This is a genomic window from Pseudobacteriovorax antillogorgiicola (assembly GCF_900177345.1).
GTDB classification, from domain to species: Bacteria; Bdellovibrionota_B; Oligoflexia; order Oligoflexales; family Oligoflexaceae; genus Pseudobacteriovorax; species Pseudobacteriovorax antillogorgiicola.
The window spans coordinates 310271-329845 of sequence record NZ_FWZT01000004.1 but is presented as its reverse complement, the minus strand read 5'-3'; the positions used below and the strand labels follow the sequence as shown (position 1 = coordinate 329845).

The following is a 19575-nucleotide window of genomic DNA, read 5'->3' as shown; positions in this document are numbered from 1 at the left end:
CTTGTCATCGACGTTAGCATGCTTTTTGATTAGTATGTAGAGACGGTCGAATCGTTCTGCGTGTTGATGTACCCACTGCATGAGTATTTTTCTGGATCCAGGAGGCCTCCCTTGGTACAAAAGTTCCCTTCTACTTTTAAATTCTTTTACATTTCTTTTCTTAATCTTTATTTGGTTTCCTGTAGTATTCTTACCAGCAACCCCGAGCCTCTCACCACAAGCCAACGAATGATGGCAGTCAAAGGAGGAGTAGCTCCCGTAGATGCTAGCATTAAGATCTACTGGGATCAGCACGCCATCCCCTTTATCGAAGCAAAATCAGAGAGCGATGGCGCCTTTGCTTTGGGTGTGGTTCATGGTCACCTCCGGCTGGGCCAAATCATGCTACTCAAACATATCAGCCAAGGCCGCATCTCCGAACTCTCTGGACCAATTCCTCAAGTAGCAACCATCGATCATGGAATCCGAATTCTAGGACTCAAAGCAAGCGCTGAAAGATCTTTGGAGATTATGGAGCCTCAAACGAAACGTTGGCTAGAGAGGTTTACTGATGGAATCAACTGGTATAAAGCTCAGCTTGATGACTTACCTGTTGAGTTCAGCTTATTTGACCTTGAAAACGATCCGCTGACCACCCTCGATATGATGACAATTGCTCGCCTTGCATCGGCGGATCTTACTTGGGGGGTCTACCTTCGATTTCTAAAGCTTGCCGAAAAACAAGGCTGGGAGAAGGCCTATCAAGTTTTTTTGAATAAAAAACAGTTCGATATTGCCAGCTTTCAAAATAAGACTGCAACCGAACTATCCGAACTCATTATGAAACTTTCGCGATCAGGTAGTAACTCCATTGTTGTACACAAGGACCACGCAGCCAGCACAGGAGCACTCATCGCCAACGATCCTCATGTCGGCCTTTTTCTGCCCAATTTTTGGCTTATTGCAGGAATTAAAACACCCCAATTCCACAGCGTTGGACTCATGATTCCTGGCTTGCCGTTCTTTGGCCTAGGTAGAAATCAAAATATTTCCTGGGGTGGCACCAATATGCGTGGCATCAGCTCCCACCTCTACGATGTCAGCCAAATGCCTGCCGAGCAAATTAAAGTCCGCAAGGAGACTTTGAAACGACGCTGGTGGTGGAGCCGTGAGGTCGAGATCCGAGAAACACCGGTTGGCCCCATTCTATCGGATCTTGATTATTTTGATCAGGATAAGATTCCGGTGGTAGCCATCAACTGGCTAGGACGACAAGGTTCCGATGAACTCACAGCGTTTCTCAAAGCCAACAAAGCTAAAAACTGGGAGGAGTTTTCAAAGGCATTCCATGATTATCGAGTTTCTGCCCAAAATATGGTCTACGCAGACAAAAATGGTAATATTGGGATGGTACTCGCATACGGGCAACCAGTTTTAAAGGACCCAAGCGAAACGCTCAAGCTCATCAAGGAACCAAATAATAAAATCCAAGGAGTGCTCACACCGAGAGATCTACCAAAGGCCTATAACCCCAAAAGTGGTCTTCTTGCCTCAGCAAACAACCAACCTTTTACATCACCCCCTATACCTATTGCTCATGGTTACGCACCAAACGATCGCCACGAGCGAATGATCGAGCTTTTGAAGGATAAATCCAAAGTAACCCTTGAAGATCTCAAGGAGCTGCAAGGGGATGTCTATTCACAGTCGGCATTTCAATTGAAACAGACCTGGGCGAGACGCCTGGATGAGATTCCACAACTTAAGGACTATTCTCTCATCAAAGCACTCATTTCTTGGGACGGTAAGTACAATGCTTCTAGTGCAGGAGCGGTGGCCTTCGAAATTCTATCCTATCAAGCATGGCAAAGCTATGTTGAGGATTTCGCGAGCCGACCGACCCTACAGGCTTATCTAACAGGATATGGGGGGTGGAAACCCATTTTGAGCAAATGGTTAGACGAGTTAGATGGTGATCGGTTCAAATCTCTTGCAGAAATTTGGCTTCCGTCAAGCCAGGAACATTGGCACGAAGGTCAGACTTGGGGTGACATTCACATACAAACTATGCAGTCTCCCCTCGGGATGCTGCCACTTGTCGGGGAACGGTTTCGCTTTCGACAGTATGGAGCAGATGGTGGTAACGACACCCTATTCAAGACAGGACGGGTATTCAGCCCAAAACAAGAAAGCGTTACCTATGGTGCTAGCTCAAGACATATCAGTGATATGGGCGACCCCGATGCAAACTATTTTATTCTGAAGGGTGGGCAAGATGGTTGGCTTTCAACCCCGAACCTCACGGATCAGCTTGATCTATGGCGAAACGGGGAGTATATCCAGGTGCCGCTATCAATGAGCAAGGTGCGCTCAACGTTTAACACACATGTCACCGTGATCAAGCCTATGAGCCATTAGGCGATTTTTAAGGCTAGTCAGGCAACATTTTTGATCGATCTGGCTAGTTCGATCAACTCATCTCGGCTATCGACTGTTTCCCCACCTGACTTGGAGTAGATCATGTCTTCGATCAGACTCCGAATATCTTCGGAGTACTCCTCGAAACCCTTGTAAGCCATGTACCAGCCAAGTTTGAAGATGCGATCTTCGTCGTATTGGCGATGGATCATGCTAACGGCCTCATGTCTTGGATCATGCGAAATCACTTCGTAGAGTTCTTCCACATTCTGTTCAGGCCCCTCTAATATCTGCAAAAAGTGGCCTTTCCTATGAATTAAGACACCCGTGATATCAAGGCCCTTATTCTTATCTCGTGCTTTTACCAACAGGTCTTGTATTTCTTCTTCGCTAAAAGCATGAGATGCGGTACTAACGTAGGCGACTCTGTAAATCATTTCGAACGTTCTCCCCATGATTGAAATTTCGCAGGATAATGAATGCGAAATTGGCTAAGCCATGCCAAATAGATTTTACCACTATTTCTGAAAGTCACCAACGATACTCAAGAAAATGAAGCTTGTATGGTCTGCCACCCTTCAAGCCTTGACCCTATGTGGCATCCTGTAGAGTATGAAATGAGTTAGCTTAAAGGAGACTGCACCTTGTCACTGGTTCTTTTCTTACACGTTTTTAGCTGCATATTTTTAACTGGGTTAATATGGACAATCCAACTGGTTCACTATCCGAGTTTCCACTGGATTGCAGACAACCGCTTTGAAGCTTTCGCGCGTTTTCATGCTCAGAGGATCACTTATATAGTAGGCCCTATGATGCTATTGGAGCTAGGAACTGCCCTGGGGTTGATCTACCTACTCCCTCATCAGCGTTTATTCACGATTGGCAATGGGCTACTAGTGATAGGAATCTGGATGTCTACCCTAGGGTTTAGCATCCCTTGCCATAGCAAGTTACAGAAATCTAGAGACCCAAAGACAATCGATAGGTTGATAATAACTAACTGGCCACGAACCATTCTCTGGACCGTACGTACCGCACTTCTGAGCCTATTCTTTATGGATCAACTAGGGGGACAAATATGAACAAGTTTAACCTGCCCAAGATTCACAGCACGCTTATCATTGGTGCCGGCCATGGCATTGGCCTAAGTTTAGTTGAAAGCCTTCTAGATCGAGCACCAGAAGCCAGAATTTTCGCCAGCTATCGGGATGCCACGAGATCGAACAAGCTGATGGCCCTGGCAAAACAGTTTTCAAGCCGACTTAAGACATATCAGTGGGACCCAAACTCCGAGAACAACTACAAATCTTTCGCGGAAAAAATTGAAGCAGAGACTCAGCACATTGATCTTTTGATCAACAGCATCGGCTTTCTTCATAACTCAGAATTTAAGCCAGAGAAAAGCCTGCGGGATGTAAACATGGATCAGCTCATGGAGAGCTTTCGAGTCAATAGTGTCGTCACACCTCTTCTTGCCCGCTACTTTTTTCATCTTCTACGCCATGATCAGCAGTCCTGTTTTGCAAGTATCTCGGCAAAGGTAGGTAGCATCGAAGATAATCAGCTCGGTGGATGGTATGGCTATCGTGCTTCCAAAGCAGCACTTAACATGTTTTTAAAAAACATTTCCCTAGAATTTAAAAGACGCAATTGCAATACATCTGTGTTATCGATCCATCCAGGTACCACCATTACAGAATTATCTGAGCCTTTCATTGCGCGAACCAAGCTTAAACTTCACAAGCCAGAAGAGACAGCTACTAACATTCTTAATGTCATTGATCGAGAAGCGGCTACAGGGAGTGGAAAGTTCTTTAGTTGGGATGGGAAGGAGCTACCATGGTAAGGCAAACCTTCAACTGCGTTTACAGTAGAGCTCCAAGTTCATTTTTTCCGACTTCTGACGGACTTCTAAGCGAGAGAAGTCCCAACTCTGGGATTCGACACTCTCTCCGACTATGGCATAGGTACAGAAGACCAGTGGCGATGTCCGTTCTTGGCAGCAGAGTGATTGAGTCCAATTTACACCATCACCAACAGCCTTTTCTGTTTCACATTTGAGATTGCTATTCTCAATATCGAAACTATTTTTTTTCTCCTGAGGAACATCCACCTTCACCTGAGGCTCGAATTCTTTGTTGATTGAGACGCTACACTTGATCCGACCAAAAAGGTTTTGGCTCAATAGGAAACCCAAGATTAATACTATCATTTGAAACATTCCATCTATCCTCTAGCCTTGCAAGGGATCCACCAACTGTGGGATTAGTACTTTGTAATCATCCTCGGTGACATTTGGCTTCCAGTCCGGTAGCCCAAGGTACATCTTACCCCCAGCTTTCTTATGAAGAATAATGTAATCAGCGAACACCTCGGCATGAGTCACCCTCTCCCCAGTGTCAGCACGCTGCCCCGTAATTGTTGGCATACCCCAAAGGGAAAAGTTACATCCGTCTTGGCAGTCCCCAACTTGGCTATGAAGGGCGACTGCGAGGTTTTTTGTGTAGTGAACCTTAACAGGATGTTCAATCGCCTTATCCAGAGCCATGGAACTGTAGTAGATAGATTCACCAAAAAAATCAACAGTACTACCATAGGATGTGAAAAAGCCTTGGGAATAAATGCCAAAGTCTTTTTCGTAATGAAGCTGGAATGGACGATCGAATGACCCGTTTGCAAAAGGATGACACGACTTTTCTGGCCGGCTTACCGCTGCATCACAATTTTCATCAGCCCCCGCACGCGCAGAACCCCAACTTGCTGCTTGGCCATTCGTTCGAATACCCAAAAATGCCGAAGCCGACGCATAAACATGCTCAAAGTCCTCAAATTGATGGATCTCAGCCATAGGGTTTTCCGTATCTTCTAAGTCCGGTATATAACCCCAGCTTGTCACGGAGCAACCATCATGACAGTGACCTTTGGAACTCATAAGAGCCGTGAACGAAGTACGACTTACCACTAGACTCACGACGTTCTCTAAATCTCGATGAGGCAAGATGCAGCCAATCCGAGAACAGCTGGGCTCCCCCTGGCTTGCAAAAGGTCCACCGCTAATGACTGTTCCCCCACGGGTGAGTGCTGCAATAGACTCACCGGCAGCAACAAAGCTCTGGAGTTTGGTAACTTCGTTATCAGGTCGATAGGAATAAAACTCATTGTTCTGATAGTCATCACGAAACATCTGGAGCCCACCGTCTCTATCAAACAGATAAACATAATTACCAGAAAGGTGCATCGCTATAATGCCGGTAAGGCGTATATCGTTGCTTGGGTCCCTATCCGCTGCAAAGAGCTTCACTTTATCAGCGATTGCAGCATAAGGAATGACGTTACAACCGTGTTCACAAGAGTTCTGGCTACCTTGGGCCTGAAGCAAGGCATATCCATTTTTCGAGGTTTGCACATCAACGATCTGAGAAAGATGCTGCCTTGTTCCCTGGAATGTATCAAGGTGATAGGCTTCCCCTTTATCAAGATGTAAGATGACGTTGGCACGAAACTTTGCAAGTCCCATCAAGCCAGTACCATCGATGTCCTGGATAAAGCGGTTGTCAGCGGTATCACCACGTATTCTTATGAACTTACCGTGTACGGTCGCGAAGCCCTCTTCACCATCCCCTATCACCCGATCAAAGTGTTCAGGAATCATGGTAAGATCTGCTCCGTATAATGCTGGCCCAACCCCATGGAGAAGGAGATCTTCTGTCTGTACAATGCTTGCATAACCATCAGGATTGGTAAAAACCGAGCGTACGCCCCAGTCCGAAGCTCCGACGGCCCCCGAGCCCAAACGAAAACGTGGTGCTGAAAGCACTCCAAACTCACCGTTTTCAGTCACATAAGAGATGGCAACTCGATTGCAGATGATTTCTCTAACTTGCACGACGGACTTTATCTCTGTCAGAGATTCGTCGACCCTGCTAGTTAGTAATTCTCCCTTGGAGCTTAGGACCGCAAAATCGCTGTGGGTGGCACATATGTCACGGACCGACTGATCGCCAAGCCTTGTTAATAAATCATCAACGGGCTCCCGAAGCCCCCAAGCTCTTACACGTCCATCTTCTTGCAAGACCATACTTGCCGATTCTGTATGAACCAGCTTTTTAACTGAACGCACCCCATCCAGTTGCTTAGTCAATGATCGATATGTTTCGTCGTCCTGCTTAAAAAAGCGCTCATCGCCCCAAGGAATAAGCAGACCTTCACGAGTCACACCATAGTTGACCCAGCGATTCGAAGATACGCTTGCAATCCTTTGGGAGGCGATGGCAAGGCCCTCAAGATTCGCCCCTTTGTCTTGCTGTCCCCAGGCTATCATATGACCAGAAAGACTCAATCCGACGATGACTCCCGTCTTTAGGATATGGGCCGAGGCCATATTCTCATTATCCTTTAAGCTTGTTAGGTCGAGCCAATTATGAGCACTCACGTAGTGATCCCGGTCGGGAAATTGGGTGAGCTGGCCATTTTTCCTTAGAACAATAAAAACATTGCTCAACCTTGGATTCGAGAATAACCTCACCCCGTCGGCAAGCTCTGGTGCTGGAATTCCCAAAGTACGTATGATGCAGCCATCATCACAGCCGTCGCCATCAGGATCGTGTAGCAAAGCCAAGCCTTCATTGGAGGCAGCAACTTGTTTGATCCCACGGTAGACTTTACCTTCAGCATGCTTCCCTTTGAGTGTCTTCCCCCAATAGAACAGATCACCATTTTCTAGCAGCACAGCAGTCGCTAGTTGCGGGACGAATACCACATCCTTGATGGGTGTTTTATTAAGTTGAAGATTGTCACGTACTTGCTCGTATCCTTCTATTTCTCCCCCTCGTCCCCAAGCGACAATACCACCATCGGATCTCTGAGCCACAAACGAGTGAAGGCCTGAATACACCCGTGCAATACCATGGAGACAGGCACCATTGGTATACATCGCACCTTGATCTTTGCAGCTCGCTATCTCTTGTGGGCCAAGTTTTTGCTGACCAGCTTTTAATTGATAGGGAAGGAGTCTAGCTGGAGCCTCCAGGCGATCTAAAGCTTGAGGTCGATTTTCTGATTTAGGTTTACAAGCTAGGAAAAAGACCATTAGAAAATAAAATATAGACAGATTGCGATACATTGCCACCCCTTCACATGTTCCAAACCTACTAGGCAGCGGACTTCTCATGGGATTGGTGCTCTTTGTCGCGAACCGCACGAATCAATTCTTTAAGGCTAACAGCCATCTTTGCCAGATTCTCCGCAGCTTTTAACGTGTCACTAGCACCAATATATGTTTCCCGCGACGATGTCGCTACCCGATGAATATTTTGCACGATGTCATCGACTCCTTGCTTCGATCCTTCTAAAAGCCCTGTAACTTCTGCAGCTGTTGACGCTTGTTCCTCTGTAGCAGCAGCGGTTGTTGCAGCATTGGCATAAACTCGTTCGATAATACCAGAAATCTCTTTGATTGCCCCAATAGAGCCACCGGACACCTCTCGTATTTTATTAACCTTGTTTGTAATCTGCTCAGTGGCATCGGCAGTTTGGTTAGCTAGTTCCTTAACTTCGTTTGCTACAACCGCAAAACCTCTGCCGGAATCCCCAGCTCTAGCTGCTTCGATAGTTGCATTGAGGGCCAGAAGGTTTGTTTGCTGAGCTATAGTACTGATGAGCTTGATAACGCTACCAATTTCATCTGATGCTCGATTTAATTCAGATATCATCGTTCCAGCACGCTCGGCTGAGTTTTTAGCTTCGTCTGATATCTTAGATGTTTCCAATGCTTTCTGTGAAATCTCTCGAACCGTTTCGCTCAGCTCTTCGGTGCTAGATGTAACTGCTTGGACATTGTTTGCAACCTCTTCAGAAGCCTGAGCCACGCGATCCGCTTCAGTTGATGTGAGTTCGGATCCGGCAGTCATTTGCTTGGCAGTAGCCGATAATTCCTCGGCTGCTGAACCGAGTTCAACGCTGGCCTGGGCAAATTTATCAACCAGTTCAAAATAAGCTTTCTTTTCACGAGTTAGATCGGTAGCGTATTTCACAACTTTTTTAGGCTTGCCATTCAGATCCAGGATGGGGTTATAGGACGCCCTAATCCAAGCCTCCTGACCACCGGCACCAAGTCGCTTGTATTCACCCTGATCGTACTGACCATTGTTCAACTTCTGCCAGAATTGGCGGTACTCCATGCTTCCAGCATAGGATGGTTCGCAAAACATGCTGTGATGTTTACCCTTAATATCTTTCAAAGAGTAGCCAACGACCTTCAAAAAATTTTCGTTGGCTGTAATGATCGTGCCATCGAGATTGAACTCAATGACCGCCTGTGACTTATCCATGGCGTCGATTTTCGCCATGTAGTCAGAGTCACGATGCTTTTGCTCGGTAATATCTGTTGCGAATTTAACAACCTTAAAAGGCTTGCCTTGTTCATCTAAAATGGGATTATAGCTTGCCTGGATCCAGACCTCTTTCCCACCTTTTGCCAAGCGTTTAAACTGCCCAGATGCAAACTGGCCTCGATTCAGCGTATCCCAAAGTTCGCGATAGTCTGCCGATCGACCATAAGCGGGCTCTACAAAAAGTCGGTGATGTTGATTGACCACTTCTTCGAGGCTATAGCCCATGACGCTGAGAAAATTCTCATTTGCAGTAATAATTTTTCCGCTCATGTCAAACTCGATAACGGCTTGAGAACGAGATATTGCGTTCATCTTGCCCTGGGATTCTAACTCACGATTCTTCTCATCTGTAATATCACTTGCGAGCTTTACCACACCGACTGGTCGGCCATCAAAATCAAGAATCGGGTTATACACGGCTTGAATCCAAACAGCTTCTCCAGCACGATTCATGCGTTTAAACTGGCCAGATATAAATTTACCCTGCCGAAGCTTATCCCAGTGATCACGATAATCCTTGCTGGCCGCAAAACTAGGCTCGCAAAACATCTTGTGGCTTTGACCGACCACATCGGGGAGCTTGTAACCCATAAGATTGAGGAAGTTCTGATTCGCATCGCGGATGTTACCGGACAGATCAAACTCGATGACTCCAAATGAAAGGTCGATGGCAGCCAGCCTTCCCTCCACCTCTCGCTGACTTTTCATTTCGTCGCTAACATCAGATGCGAACTTGACGACCTTATAGGGTCGTCCCTCTGAATCCATAATGGGGTTGTACGTCGCTTGAATGAAAACCTCACGCCCATTATTAGTATGCCTTTTAAACTTACCTGAGTGAAATTTCCCTTGCCTCAGTTCATCCCAGAATTCGCGATATTTTGGACTCTTCGCTTCCGCGTCGCCAACAAACCGAGAGTGGTGGCTTCCCACGATATCCTTAAGACTGTATCCCATGAGCTGCAAAAAATTATCGTTAGCATTTAAAATCTGACCATCCATGTCAAACTCGATCACTGCTTGGGCTTTCGAAAGAGCTTGGGCCTTGCCTTCATCAGCCAAAGCCTTGGCTTTTGCAACGGTAACATCATATGCTATCTGGAAGACACCTGTAGGCTTGCCGTCGTCATCGAAGACGGGAACGTAGGCTCCTCGCAGCCACACCGTTTGACCATTCTTATTGAGCCTCTGATATTCCCCCATATCAGACTCACCTCGGTTCAGCTTCTCCCAAAAATGCCTATGCTGGATACTAGATGCGAAGGCTTTAGGGCAGAGACGACCATGATCCTCTCCTTGCAGTTCTTCAAGGGCGTAGCCAAAGGTTGACAAGAACTGCTGATTCGCGGTTCGAATTGTGCCATCAAGATTGTATTCCACGACTGCCTGGCAACGATCGAGAGCATCACACAGCTGGTGACTGCGTTCACTCCCCTCGTCGGAATCAGCCATCTTGGGTCCTAATAAACTCGCCATCACTTTCACCTTCGACTCGAAATAGGTTCCTAGCCTCACTGCGATCGGCTTCTCATAGCATTGCTTTAGAACCGAAAATTCCTAGCTCTCACCTGGCTCTCTAAAGGGAGCAGCTTCGCTATTTAGTAAATGTAAATAATAGTTAAAATCGATCGTAGGATCAGTCAGCTGCCTCTGCTGGGAAAGTTGGGGCGAAGTATGAAGATTAATTAACATGACAAGATTTAAATGGCACCGATGCCCCTAAGAATGGCGGCATCGGCCAAAAACCTAATCTTAATGGCTCGACTCTCCCTCAATCCGACTTAGCATCCAGTCTTTCAATCGGAAGTTATAGTAGTCTTTACGATCTTCAAAGATCAGCTTTCTTGTAAATAGGTCCTTGATTTGGTAAGAGCGATAAAACTCTGCATCTTGGAAACTTTTAAAGGTCTTGTTGAAGGCTGTATCATCAGCAAGGATAATTCGAAACATAACTATTCCACCCATAGTGATACACATGCAGTGGTATAAGATGCAAAAACAGGCCCGAATTTAGATCTATAAGTAGCTGTATTTAAAAGATATTTCACAATATTCATGGCCACAGGATGATCGCTTGTCTAAAGCTTGGTCAAGGATATCAAATTCCATCCTAGGGGTCTGGGGATTGGAAATAGCAAAAGCAAATCACTGATGGCAAAAGGCCTATGTGAAATCATAGGCTTGCAAATCCTAAAAGTCTGATGTACAAAAATCTCGCTAAACGATTTTTGAAGTATTTTTAATGCACCATGTGGAGGTAGCAAATGACTCAAGCAGAATTGTTCGACGCGATCGCAGCAGAAACCGAACTTAGCAAAGCAGATGTTAAACGAGTTTTCGACGCCTATAAGGACCTAGGCTACAAGCACTTTAAGAAGAATAAGCTTGAAAGCGACTTCGTTCTTCCTGGTTTCGGCAAGTTCAAAGTTTCTGAGCGCGCTGCTAGAACGGGTATCAACCCACAAACTGGCGACAAGGTAAAGATTCCTAAGCGTAAGGTTCCTGTTTTCCGCGCTGGTACTGAGCTTAAGACTCACATCCAGCCTAAGAAAAAGAAGTAATCGAATAGAGGCGGATTGTTCCGCCTCTTCTTATCCCGCCTTGCTATCATCAACATTTTCTACCAGTACCGGCGCTTCATCTTCGAATCCTAGGAAACGTTTAGTCTCAATATCGCGTTTCATGAGAACGTAGGCTTCCATAGGTGACAAGCCTTCAAAAGCGATGGCACGAAATAGATAAAGTGTAAGACTATGGGTTACACCGGGAGATAAATTAGCGAGAGTCTCATTCATCTGACGATGAACGACTCCAAATAATCGGCGCCTCTCTAAGCCTAGTTTGCTGGTATCCCGTCGCTCTTCGGTAACTACTACTAACGTGCTATTGCATGGGGGTGGGCAATTACGATAGCGGAAAATTCTAGTGCGGCCTGCGATTTGATAACAGATATCTCTTTCTTCGGTATCCAAAACATTCGTTTCACTCATGAATTCAGTTGGAGAATGGTAAATATGTCCACACTTGGTGCATTTTTTCGGAAACCTGGCCTCAACATGCTCCCCTGAGTGACCATCCTGCTGAGGAGTAAGCTCCCACAGTTGCTTTAAGGAAGGCGCAAGGTCTTCGTAAAAGTCCTTTTTCAGAATGTCTTTAATATCCTGCTTCGTGATCAACCCGTACGCCCACCCATCGTTTTTCTCTGAAGAGACCATCGGAGAGCACAACAGTCCTCATAAGGAAATGTCTGCCTACCCACAAAAGGGTATTGATTCTGGCTAGTAGAGGGTTTATCGGACTACAACAAGATAGGGTAAAAGCGAAGAAACAGGGGGAAAGGCCTATGCCTTGCCCCTTGAATCGGTCTGGATGAAGTCGTGAATAAGCTAGAGAGCCTGGACAAGTCCAAGTGCAATCTGAGGCTGCTGATTGGCCTGCGCCAACACAGAAGAACCAGCCTGCTGAAGGATCTTCTCTGAGGTGTAGCGAGCTGTCTCGTTGGCAAAGTCTGTATCTTCGATACGACTCCGTGCTGCAGACAAGTTCTCAATTTGCACACCCAAGTTGTTAATTGTCGATCCGAGACGGTTTTGAATCGAACCGAGATAGGCACGATAGTCACTCACTTTAACGAGCGCGTCATCGAGCTTCATGATACTATTCTGGGCATCTTGCTTGTTATCGACCTGTGTACCTTCTTCGGCACGGCCAATATCGAGAGATCCTTCACCATCCGTGAAGGCATTGATGTTGCCTAAGTCGATCTTAATAATGTTGACTTGGTTTCTTTGCTCAACATCGTCAACTTCTTCGTAGTAGTCTTTACTGATCTGGATTTCCAGTGGAAACGTTCCCTCTTGGTTGGCGATTTCGTCTCCAACGTCAGCTTGGCCAATTAACAAACGAGTGCCGTTATACTCTGTAGCATTAGCAATACGGTCGATCTCGTCTTTAAGAGCAACGAATTCCTTATTAAGAAAGGCTCGCTCTGTCTGCCCTACGGTATCACTGGCAGCCTGGACGGCTAGCTCACGAAGGCGCGTAAGCATGGATGTAGTCTCGACCAAGCTACCTTCCGCGGTCTGCACCAGCGAGATACCATCAGCCGCATTTCGCTTGGCCTGTGACAAGGAGCGAACATCAGCATTCAAGTTTGATGATATCGCTAGACCAGCAGCGTCATCAGCAGCTTTGTTAATTCTCTTACCTGACGATAACTTTCCTGAAGAGTCTGTCAACGCTTGTGTCGAACGAGCCAATCGTCTTTGAGCATTGATCGACGCCACGTTGGTTCTAATACGCAATCCCATTATGAACATCCTCCTGACTTCTGGGTGTTTTGAACTCATCCTGAATTCCTAAACCCTATCGATGCGAAGCGCTAGCAGCTAAAATTTTCCTAGTTCACATAAATCACTATCCCACTGAAATCACTGTATGAAATAAGGTCGCTTAAGTATTTACGCAAGGTAAAAATTGCCCGTCTGCAAGGCTAAGTCGCTAAACTCTTTATTTTTTTTATGACTATAGGATTGCCACAAAGAGCTATAGTTTTGCTCTATTAGCTCCTGGCTGAGAGAGCCCAAAGTTCTTACCATATAAGAAACCGAGATGAAGACAAATTTAAGCCTTGCCCCCAAGCTCACCTGTGCTAATTTGCCCTGCAACGGACATTGGGAAAAGGACAGCCATGAATCTCGTTCTGTTTGAAGATCAGGAAGCACAAGCCGCTCTCGCCTTTAACGATCCTCGGGCGAAGCATATTCGTAAGATTCTGAAGCTAGGCGTCGGAGAGCAATTCCGCTCTGGCTTGGTTGATGGGCCTTTGGGATACAGTACGATCTTAAGAATGGAAGATCAGAAGATCTACTTCCGACACGAATGGCACCAAGCTGCACCGGCCCCTTTCCCCATTCACCTTATTTGCGGAACACCCCGGCCCAACAGCGCGAAGAGAATGCTCCGTGATGCCACCTGTATGGGTGTCGCATCCCTCACCTTTATCGATAGCGACCTCGGTGAAAAATCCTACCGGGACTCTCACGTTTGGGAAGCGAGCCAAGTGAGAGAGCTTCTCAAGCAGGGTGCCAGCCAAACTTATACCACCCGCCTGCCGAAAGTGCAGCGAGGACTATCGTTACGTGACGCTCATAGCTTGGTGCTCGATAGCCAGCATATCGCCTTTGACAACAACGTCCACGCTAGAAGCTTCAAACAATTCATGGCCCCGACGCCCAGTCTCGCGTCAAGCATATACATTGGTTCAGAACGAGGCTGGAGTGATCGTGAGCGCCAATTGATGGCGGAGCTAGAGATAAGCTCATATTTACTGGGGTCTAGAGTGATGCGTAGCGATACCGCATTTATTGCAGCTCTAACCTTGGTGGCGCAAGCACGAGGCTTGCTCGAAGAATAAAAAAGCGCGGATCGTTCTTCGCGCTACTTGCTTAGCAAAATCTGAAAGCTTGCACTTTGCCGAAGGCTATTCGGAGCGCCAATGGCATCGATATGACAAGGGTCTCCCTGGAAGGTTTTCCCTGGAGTGAATAGGTTGTTAACTCCATTCTGAAAGCGGCAAACAAACAAATCGCGGTCAGCTCCTTCATTACCAGCGACAAACACCTTAGGGTCTAAAGGATCACCCACTGTAAAATCCTGCCACTGGAAGGCTTCTTCAAACGTTCCACGGGTCAGAACTAGGATTTCAAACTCATCAGCCCGCACCGTCCCTTCACCGAAGGCATAGTAACACCTGCCAGCACTGGGATCACCCTTCAAGTCTGGTATAAACTTGCCGGGATGTCGCGCAGTAATCACCGTTCCACTTTGATCTTTCAATATCGCGCGACAGATATACAGCTCACGGGAACCATCAAAACGAGTTCCGCCTTGCACGGCACCACTCGTCAAGGCACCGGACGAAAGAGAAATCCAAGTATATGGTGTTGCACTCGGGATACCAGCTTCTAAACTAGGTGGAGCGTATCGATTTTCAATATCGTAGGCATATACCGCATAATAATAGCTTTGATTATCGGTTAAGCCATCGTCTTCGTAGCTCAGGATGTCACCACTCGCTAGAATCTCCACATCCTCAATCGTCTCGCCGGGAGCGTAAACTTGCCCGTCTTCAGGGCTCCAAGCTATCGGCTGTTGACTACGGACCACTAACGTTCCTTCGGAGCTAGAACTAGCTTCCCAAAAAAGGCTAATTTTCTGGGTTGTAATCACCGATGTCAGGCCTTGAATTGATTCCAAAGCACCTGTTGCCTTAGTCCAGGTAAGTTTTGTTGCTTCTCCATAATCCTGCCATTGATCACCCTTTTGCACCACGATGCATAGAGTGATCGGACCGTCAGGTAACGAAGAGATATCGTCTGTAATACCTTCAGAGATCGCTCGCGTGTTATAGCCTGACGCCAGTAAACAATTTGTTTGGTCACTGGGGCCGATCTTATAGATAAAGTGAGTTAACCCTGGGCCGGTCACGGCAATCTGTAGCTGAGTGATTCTCGACTCACCGTTGGGAGCGTTGTCAACAATAGGCTGCGCCTCAAGATTTGCCCCACTCGATAGCTCTTGATTCTCACCGATATCGTCCGTTAGGATTCGCGACCGCTTACAGGCCAGCACCGATACCAGCAGACATAAAAATGTCAGAGAGTATTTCATGAAATGCACCTCTAATGATCCCTTGCCTTTTTCTTATCGGTAGTCTCTTTGCAAGAGTTCAAAGATTTTTCCAAACTACTGTAATCAATATAATTTTAAAAACTAATTTTTATGGACTAGAATGGTGAGCTTACGGGTGGAACTACGGCCAGTTAAGGACCAACTTCATACCATAGCCTAGGGCTGCTCCCCCGACACTACGCTTAAACTCGCCTTCAAAATCATCCATCCCAGCAACGGAATCTGGGTATAAGGGCGTCCCGTCACGGCCCGCACCATCCTTAGACGAGTAAATAGAAAATGCTCCGTCGCCAAAGCGTAGAAATACAATTTCAAGCTCTACGTAGCCAGTCACTCCCGATGACACAGCAACAGCTACGTCCTTCGATTCTTCGTTAATCGAAACTGCACCTGCTCCTGCTTGAATCACGGGACCAAATCGCAGCAAGATATCTGGAAAACCCATGAGTGGAGTGTAGCCCAGTTCGATATAGGGTTTGGCAATGGCAACTCCCAAAGTGAAAGATGCCTCGGTGAGTGGTAGGCCTTGAGCTTCTATTGCAAGCAGCTCATCTTCCGGAATCTGACCAGTGAGGTAGCGCACCCCGAGGCTTAGATCAAAATCAACATGATAATCGCCCTGCCGGCGAAACGCTTGCTGAAGAAATAACCCAAAGCCACTACTTTGCCCCCCAACAATATCATGAGTACAGATCTGCCTCAGATCGCTCTTTATACTTTCCACACAGGACGATGGGATGCCTCCCGAGCGATCCATCTCATAAGACATCACAATTACATCAGTTGATGCAGAATAATCGATACCGATTTGATATTGACTGATGTACTCCCATACCACCCCTAGAAATCCAAAGGCAGGGCTTGCCATCAAGAAAGACGCAACAAGGCACATTCCTCTTACCATACGTATCATCCTGACCTCCTGCAGTCGTCTTCTCTCCTTCGACCAGCTGATCTGAGAATTGAGGCCCGTCACTAAAATCTTTGGCAAGTCTCAGCTGCATTTTTAAAAAACCCAAAATAGATTCTGTAATAAGCTACTTTAATTTCTAAATTCGAACTATGCCTGATTTGCCACCAGTCGATCCTTGGCCCGCCGTTTTTCCCCTAAGCACCTAATTTATTGACTCTTTTAGTTTCTTCCCTTAGCTTCTCTTTAAGACCACCGATGACAACCAATAGCCACGACTGAGACAACGGATTTCACATGCACATCGTTTCAAACTTTTGTCGAGTTCTAGTCGCTGTATTCATTTTGCCCATTTCAGCCCAAGCGTTGGACAGCTATGAGGTGAACACCAAACCACTATTTAAGTACCCTTCGTTAGCGAAGGAGTTTCAGAGATTGCATGACAAATTTCAAAAAGTTCCTCTTACTATCAAGGAGCATGAGCAAAGAATCGACATTCTAGAAACCGTCTTGGAAAAGGAAGGCAAATGGCTCGATGGCTACTGGCTCCATGGTAGCGAAAGCTTTATCCTTGCATCGAGTTACTCGTCAGAAGATGATTTTCCCATCGCCCGTAATATATTGGCAAACGGTTTACAAAAAGTTGAGACCTGCTTGGAGATAAAAGGAGATCACCTTCTCTGCCGGTTCTTCCAAGGCTCCCTGTTGGCTAAGATATCAAGCATTGACGGCATTTTCGCTTCGTTGCGCCACGGAAAAACAATCCATGATGCCTTCTTTGCAGTCACGCGAAGCTCCTACAACATGCAGTTTCGCCCTAATGTTAGTCTCATTGGAGCAGCCTATTACGGCTTGGGTCTGTTTTATAGGCTCGTTCCGGATGTCTTTCTAGTAGACTGGTTCTGGGGAATTCGTGGCAATTTAAGCAAGTCCATAGCCCTACACAAGAAAGCGATTAGTTATGACGATAACAACCCTTGTTCCTTGTTGATGCTTTCGGTCGCGCTATTCTGCAAATACCATTCGGACAATGATCACCCTGAATATAAGGCCGCAGTAAAACACCTCAAAACCGCACAGGGTATTACCCCCATTGATAAGCCTCAGGAAGTATGTGTAAAGGAGACCTACAAAATTGAGAAGCAAACGGACCGCACCTGTGGATACACGCAGGCCAAGTATCAGGAAGAAGTAAAAGAGTGATCAAAGCCTTGCCAACATGGATAATTGTTTGTGGCTTGCTTACAGCTTTGCCCCTTAGCGGCAAACCAAAGGCTAAAGATTCAAACTTCGTCGATATCACAAAACTGGAAGACGAGTTGCTCTTACCCCTAGACCAAGACTGGGACGTGTATTTCGATCGCCATTTGGCTAGTAAAGAACTAAAAAAAATAAAACCGGATCGAAAGATGGCATTGCAGAAGTTCTTTGACTTCGAATTCCTAGCTGTAGAGCAGATTGAGAGCAAATTCGCCACGTTTCGGTATCGGCTTCATGTGAAGAAACCTCAGATTCTAATGTTACAAATACCAGAGATCCCTGCTTACAAGCTCTATGTTAACAATGTTCTCGTTGGTAGCAAGGGTACCATGTCGATTGAAGCTCGGGAGGTGATAGCTGAAAGGCTGTCGTCAAGGGTCATCTTGCCTGGTCGCCTTAGTTACGACATTGTTCTACAGACGACTAACATGCGGCACGGTTGGTTTATGGGTATCCCACCCATAAGTATCGGCAAACCGGAGGCTATGCAAGCGAATTTTAAACGACTGGACTACCTCAATATCTTCGTTGTCGGTGCCATGCTTATTACGGCCGTCTACCAAGTCGTATTTTTTCTCCGAAACCGATACGACCGATCGCCTTTGTACTTTGCATTGTTTTGCCTATTCATAGGGGCGAGGCAGGCTGTAGATTCTGAAACTGGATTTCTTCTGGCCATTCTTCCTCTAGGTTGGGAATGGAGCTGGAAAATTTCTTTCATCGCCTACTATCTCGCACCGCCGACCCTCTTAGCATTCCAGCAGGAGATATTCCCGCACACAATCCCAGAGAACTATACTAAGACACTATGGTTTCTATCTTCTTGTTTTTGCTTCTTGGTATTATTCACGTCTTTAGAGACCTATGGCCCTCGGAATTGGGTTTTTCACTTTATAACTTTATCAGCAGTCTATTTTTCGATCCTGTCACTTGCCAAGGCACTGAAACAAAATATGGATGGTGCCATGATACTAAGCGCAGGCTTCTTGATTCTGTTTGGTGGAACGATTCATGATATTCTCCAAACACAACAAGTCTTCGATGGCTCTGCATTGGTAGCTTACACCACTCTCGCATTGATAGTTTGTCAATCGTTGATCCTTACCAATCGCTTCTCCAAGAGCTTCGCTACGGTTCGTCATATCAAAGCTGAACTATCAAAAATGGTTCACCCCCATGTGCTAGAGCAGATTAGCCAGGGAGCTCCTCTTGAACGAACCATGCCTACCGGCACCCATGAGGCTGTTGTGCTATGCTTCGATGTTATCAGTAGCAAGGATATTAAGGACCCTCAATACACCCAGCACTTGGATTCCATGCTGGCTCGCATCGAAAAAACTCTTCAGCAGTATTACGATCCAGCATCTACCAGCTCGAATGCCTACCGGCTTCAGCAGTGGAATGACGGAATGATGATTACAGTTGGCTTTCCCTTTCATATTCCCACTGAACTAAGCAAGGTGGATCATGCCTACCTCTTAGCGGAGGAGCTTTGTTATATCTTCCGCAAGGAAATGGAGAGCATGGCTTACAGCAAAGATCTCTACTGCGGTGTTGGTATCACCATTGGCGATCTTGAAGGTCGGTATCCAAAATCTGGATCGATGCAGTATGATATCAAGGGTCGTGCTGTGGGCCTTGCCCGTCACTACCAAGCGATGAGTAAACCTGTTCTATCAAAACATGGCTACCAAGGCAGCGTCGTGTTTATCCAAGATCGCGTCTATCGAAGCTTGAGCAAAACCTACCAAGAAGGATTCCTACGCTGGGATTGTCAAGCAGATGGAGGAACTATTCGGGACGATCACCATGCAGAGCAAGCCTGGTTTAAGTTTCAAGCACCTGCTAAAGCCTACTCCGACGAGAATCTCATTTCCGCATAGTAAAGCCCATTTTCCTTGCTTTTAGGAAATTGAAATGACT

General features: G+C 46.4%; 15 protein-coding genes. 6 read left to right on the top strand and 9 right to left on the bottom strand.

What is annotated here, in order from left to right; genetic code table 11:
* The first annotated feature begins 111 nt into the window (after positions 1 to 111).
* Positions 112 to 2397 carry a penicillin acylase family protein gene (locus tag B9N89_RS07515; RefSeq protein ID WP_159455221.1) on the top strand — a complete coding sequence of 762 codons (2286 nt, stop codon included), beginning with the start codon at positions 112 to 114 and terminating at the stop codon, positions 2395 to 2397.
* Positions 2398 to 2414: 17 nt separating this feature from the next.
* Here the strand turns inward: B9N89_RS07515 and B9N89_RS07510 are convergent, their stop codons facing one another.
* Entirely contained in the window at positions 2415 to 2834 is a 420-nt protein-coding gene (locus B9N89_RS07510) for a BLUF domain-containing protein (protein ID WP_207912198.1), read from the bottom strand.
* 641 nt (positions 2835 to 3475) lie between these two features.
* Here B9N89_RS07510 and B9N89_RS07505 point away from each other — a divergent pair.
* A complete protein-coding gene (locus B9N89_RS07505; protein WP_132316522.1) occupies positions 3476 to 4243 on the top strand; it encodes an SDR family NAD(P)-dependent oxidoreductase in 768 nt (255 codons plus the stop codon).
* Positions 4244 to 4252: 9 nt separating this feature from the next.
* Here B9N89_RS07505 and B9N89_RS07500 read toward each other — a convergent pair whose 3' ends face one another.
* From B9N89_RS07500 to B9N89_RS07485, 4 genes are all read right to left on the bottom strand, one after another.
* The gene (locus B9N89_RS07500; RefSeq protein WP_132316524.1) at positions 4253 to 4609 is read right to left on the bottom strand and encodes a hypothetical protein; all 357 of its coding nucleotides are present in this window, start codon (positions 4607 to 4609) and stop codon (positions 4253 to 4255) included.
* Between the two features lie 21 nt (positions 4610 to 4630).
* Entirely contained in the window at positions 4631 to 7519 is a 2889-nt protein-coding gene (locus B9N89_RS07495) for a hypothetical protein (protein WP_132316526.1), read from the bottom strand.
* A 28-nt stretch (positions 7520 to 7547) separates the two neighbouring features.
* Entirely contained in the window at positions 7548 to 10265 is a 2718-nt protein-coding gene (locus B9N89_RS07490) for a methyl-accepting chemotaxis protein (protein ID WP_132316528.1), read from the bottom strand.
* Between the two features lie 276 nt (positions 10266 to 10541).
* Positions 10542 to 10739 (bottom strand): hypothetical protein, encoded by a 198-nt coding sequence (locus B9N89_RS07485; protein ID WP_132316530.1) that lies wholly within the window; start codon positions 10737 to 10739, stop codon positions 10542 to 10544.
* Positions 10740 to 11053: 314 nt separating this feature from the next.
* Between B9N89_RS07485 and B9N89_RS07480 the strand changes: the two genes are divergently transcribed.
* A complete protein-coding gene (locus B9N89_RS07480; RefSeq protein WP_132316532.1) occupies positions 11054 to 11350 on the top strand; it encodes an HU family DNA-binding protein in 297 nt (98 codons plus the stop codon).
* A gap of 30 nt (positions 11351 to 11380) precedes the next feature.
* On the opposite strand, the gene B9N89_RS07475 is transcribed toward B9N89_RS07480, so the two are convergent.
* Positions 11381 to 11965 carry a hypothetical protein gene (locus tag B9N89_RS07475; protein WP_132316534.1) on the bottom strand — a complete coding sequence of 195 codons (585 nt, stop codon included), beginning with the start codon at positions 11963 to 11965 and terminating at the stop codon, positions 11381 to 11383.
* Between the two features lie 210 nt (positions 11966 to 12175).
* Positions 12176 to 13099: a flagellin N-terminal helical domain-containing protein gene (locus B9N89_RS07470; protein WP_132316536.1), complete on the bottom strand. Its 924-nt coding sequence runs from the start codon at positions 13097 to 13099 to the stop codon at positions 12176 to 12178.
* Positions 13100 to 13479: 380 nt separating this feature from the next.
* Between B9N89_RS07470 and B9N89_RS07465 the strand changes: the two genes are divergently transcribed.
* On the top strand, positions 13480 to 14205 hold the full coding sequence (locus B9N89_RS07465) for an RsmE family RNA methyltransferase (protein WP_132316538.1): 726 nt from the start codon (positions 13480 to 13482) through the stop codon (positions 14203 to 14205).
* A 23-nt stretch (positions 14206 to 14228) separates the two neighbouring features.
* On the opposite strand, the gene B9N89_RS07460 is transcribed toward B9N89_RS07465, so the two are convergent.
* Positions 14229 to 15461 (bottom strand): DM9 repeat-containing protein, encoded by a 1233-nt coding sequence (locus B9N89_RS07460; protein ID WP_132316540.1) that lies wholly within the window; start codon positions 15459 to 15461, stop codon positions 14229 to 14231.
* Positions 15462 to 15603: 142 nt separating this feature from the next.
* Positions 15604 to 16395 carry a hypothetical protein gene (locus B9N89_RS07455; RefSeq protein ID WP_132316542.1) on the bottom strand — a complete coding sequence of 264 codons (792 nt, stop codon included), beginning with the start codon at positions 16393 to 16395 and terminating at the stop codon, positions 15604 to 15606.
* Positions 16396 to 16689: 294 nt separating this feature from the next.
* Between B9N89_RS07455 and B9N89_RS07450 the strand changes: the two genes are divergently transcribed.
* Positions 16690 to 17595 carry a hypothetical protein gene (locus B9N89_RS07450; RefSeq protein ID WP_132316544.1) on the top strand — a complete coding sequence of 302 codons (906 nt, stop codon included), beginning with the start codon at positions 16690 to 16692 and terminating at the stop codon, positions 17593 to 17595.
* 8 nt (positions 17596 to 17603) lie between these two features.
* Complete coding sequence (locus B9N89_RS07445) at positions 17604 to 19535, top strand: 7TM-DISM domain-containing protein (protein ID WP_234996074.1); 1932 nt, start codon at positions 17604 to 17606, stop codon at positions 19533 to 19535.
* Positions 19536 to 19575 lie beyond the last annotated feature (40 nt).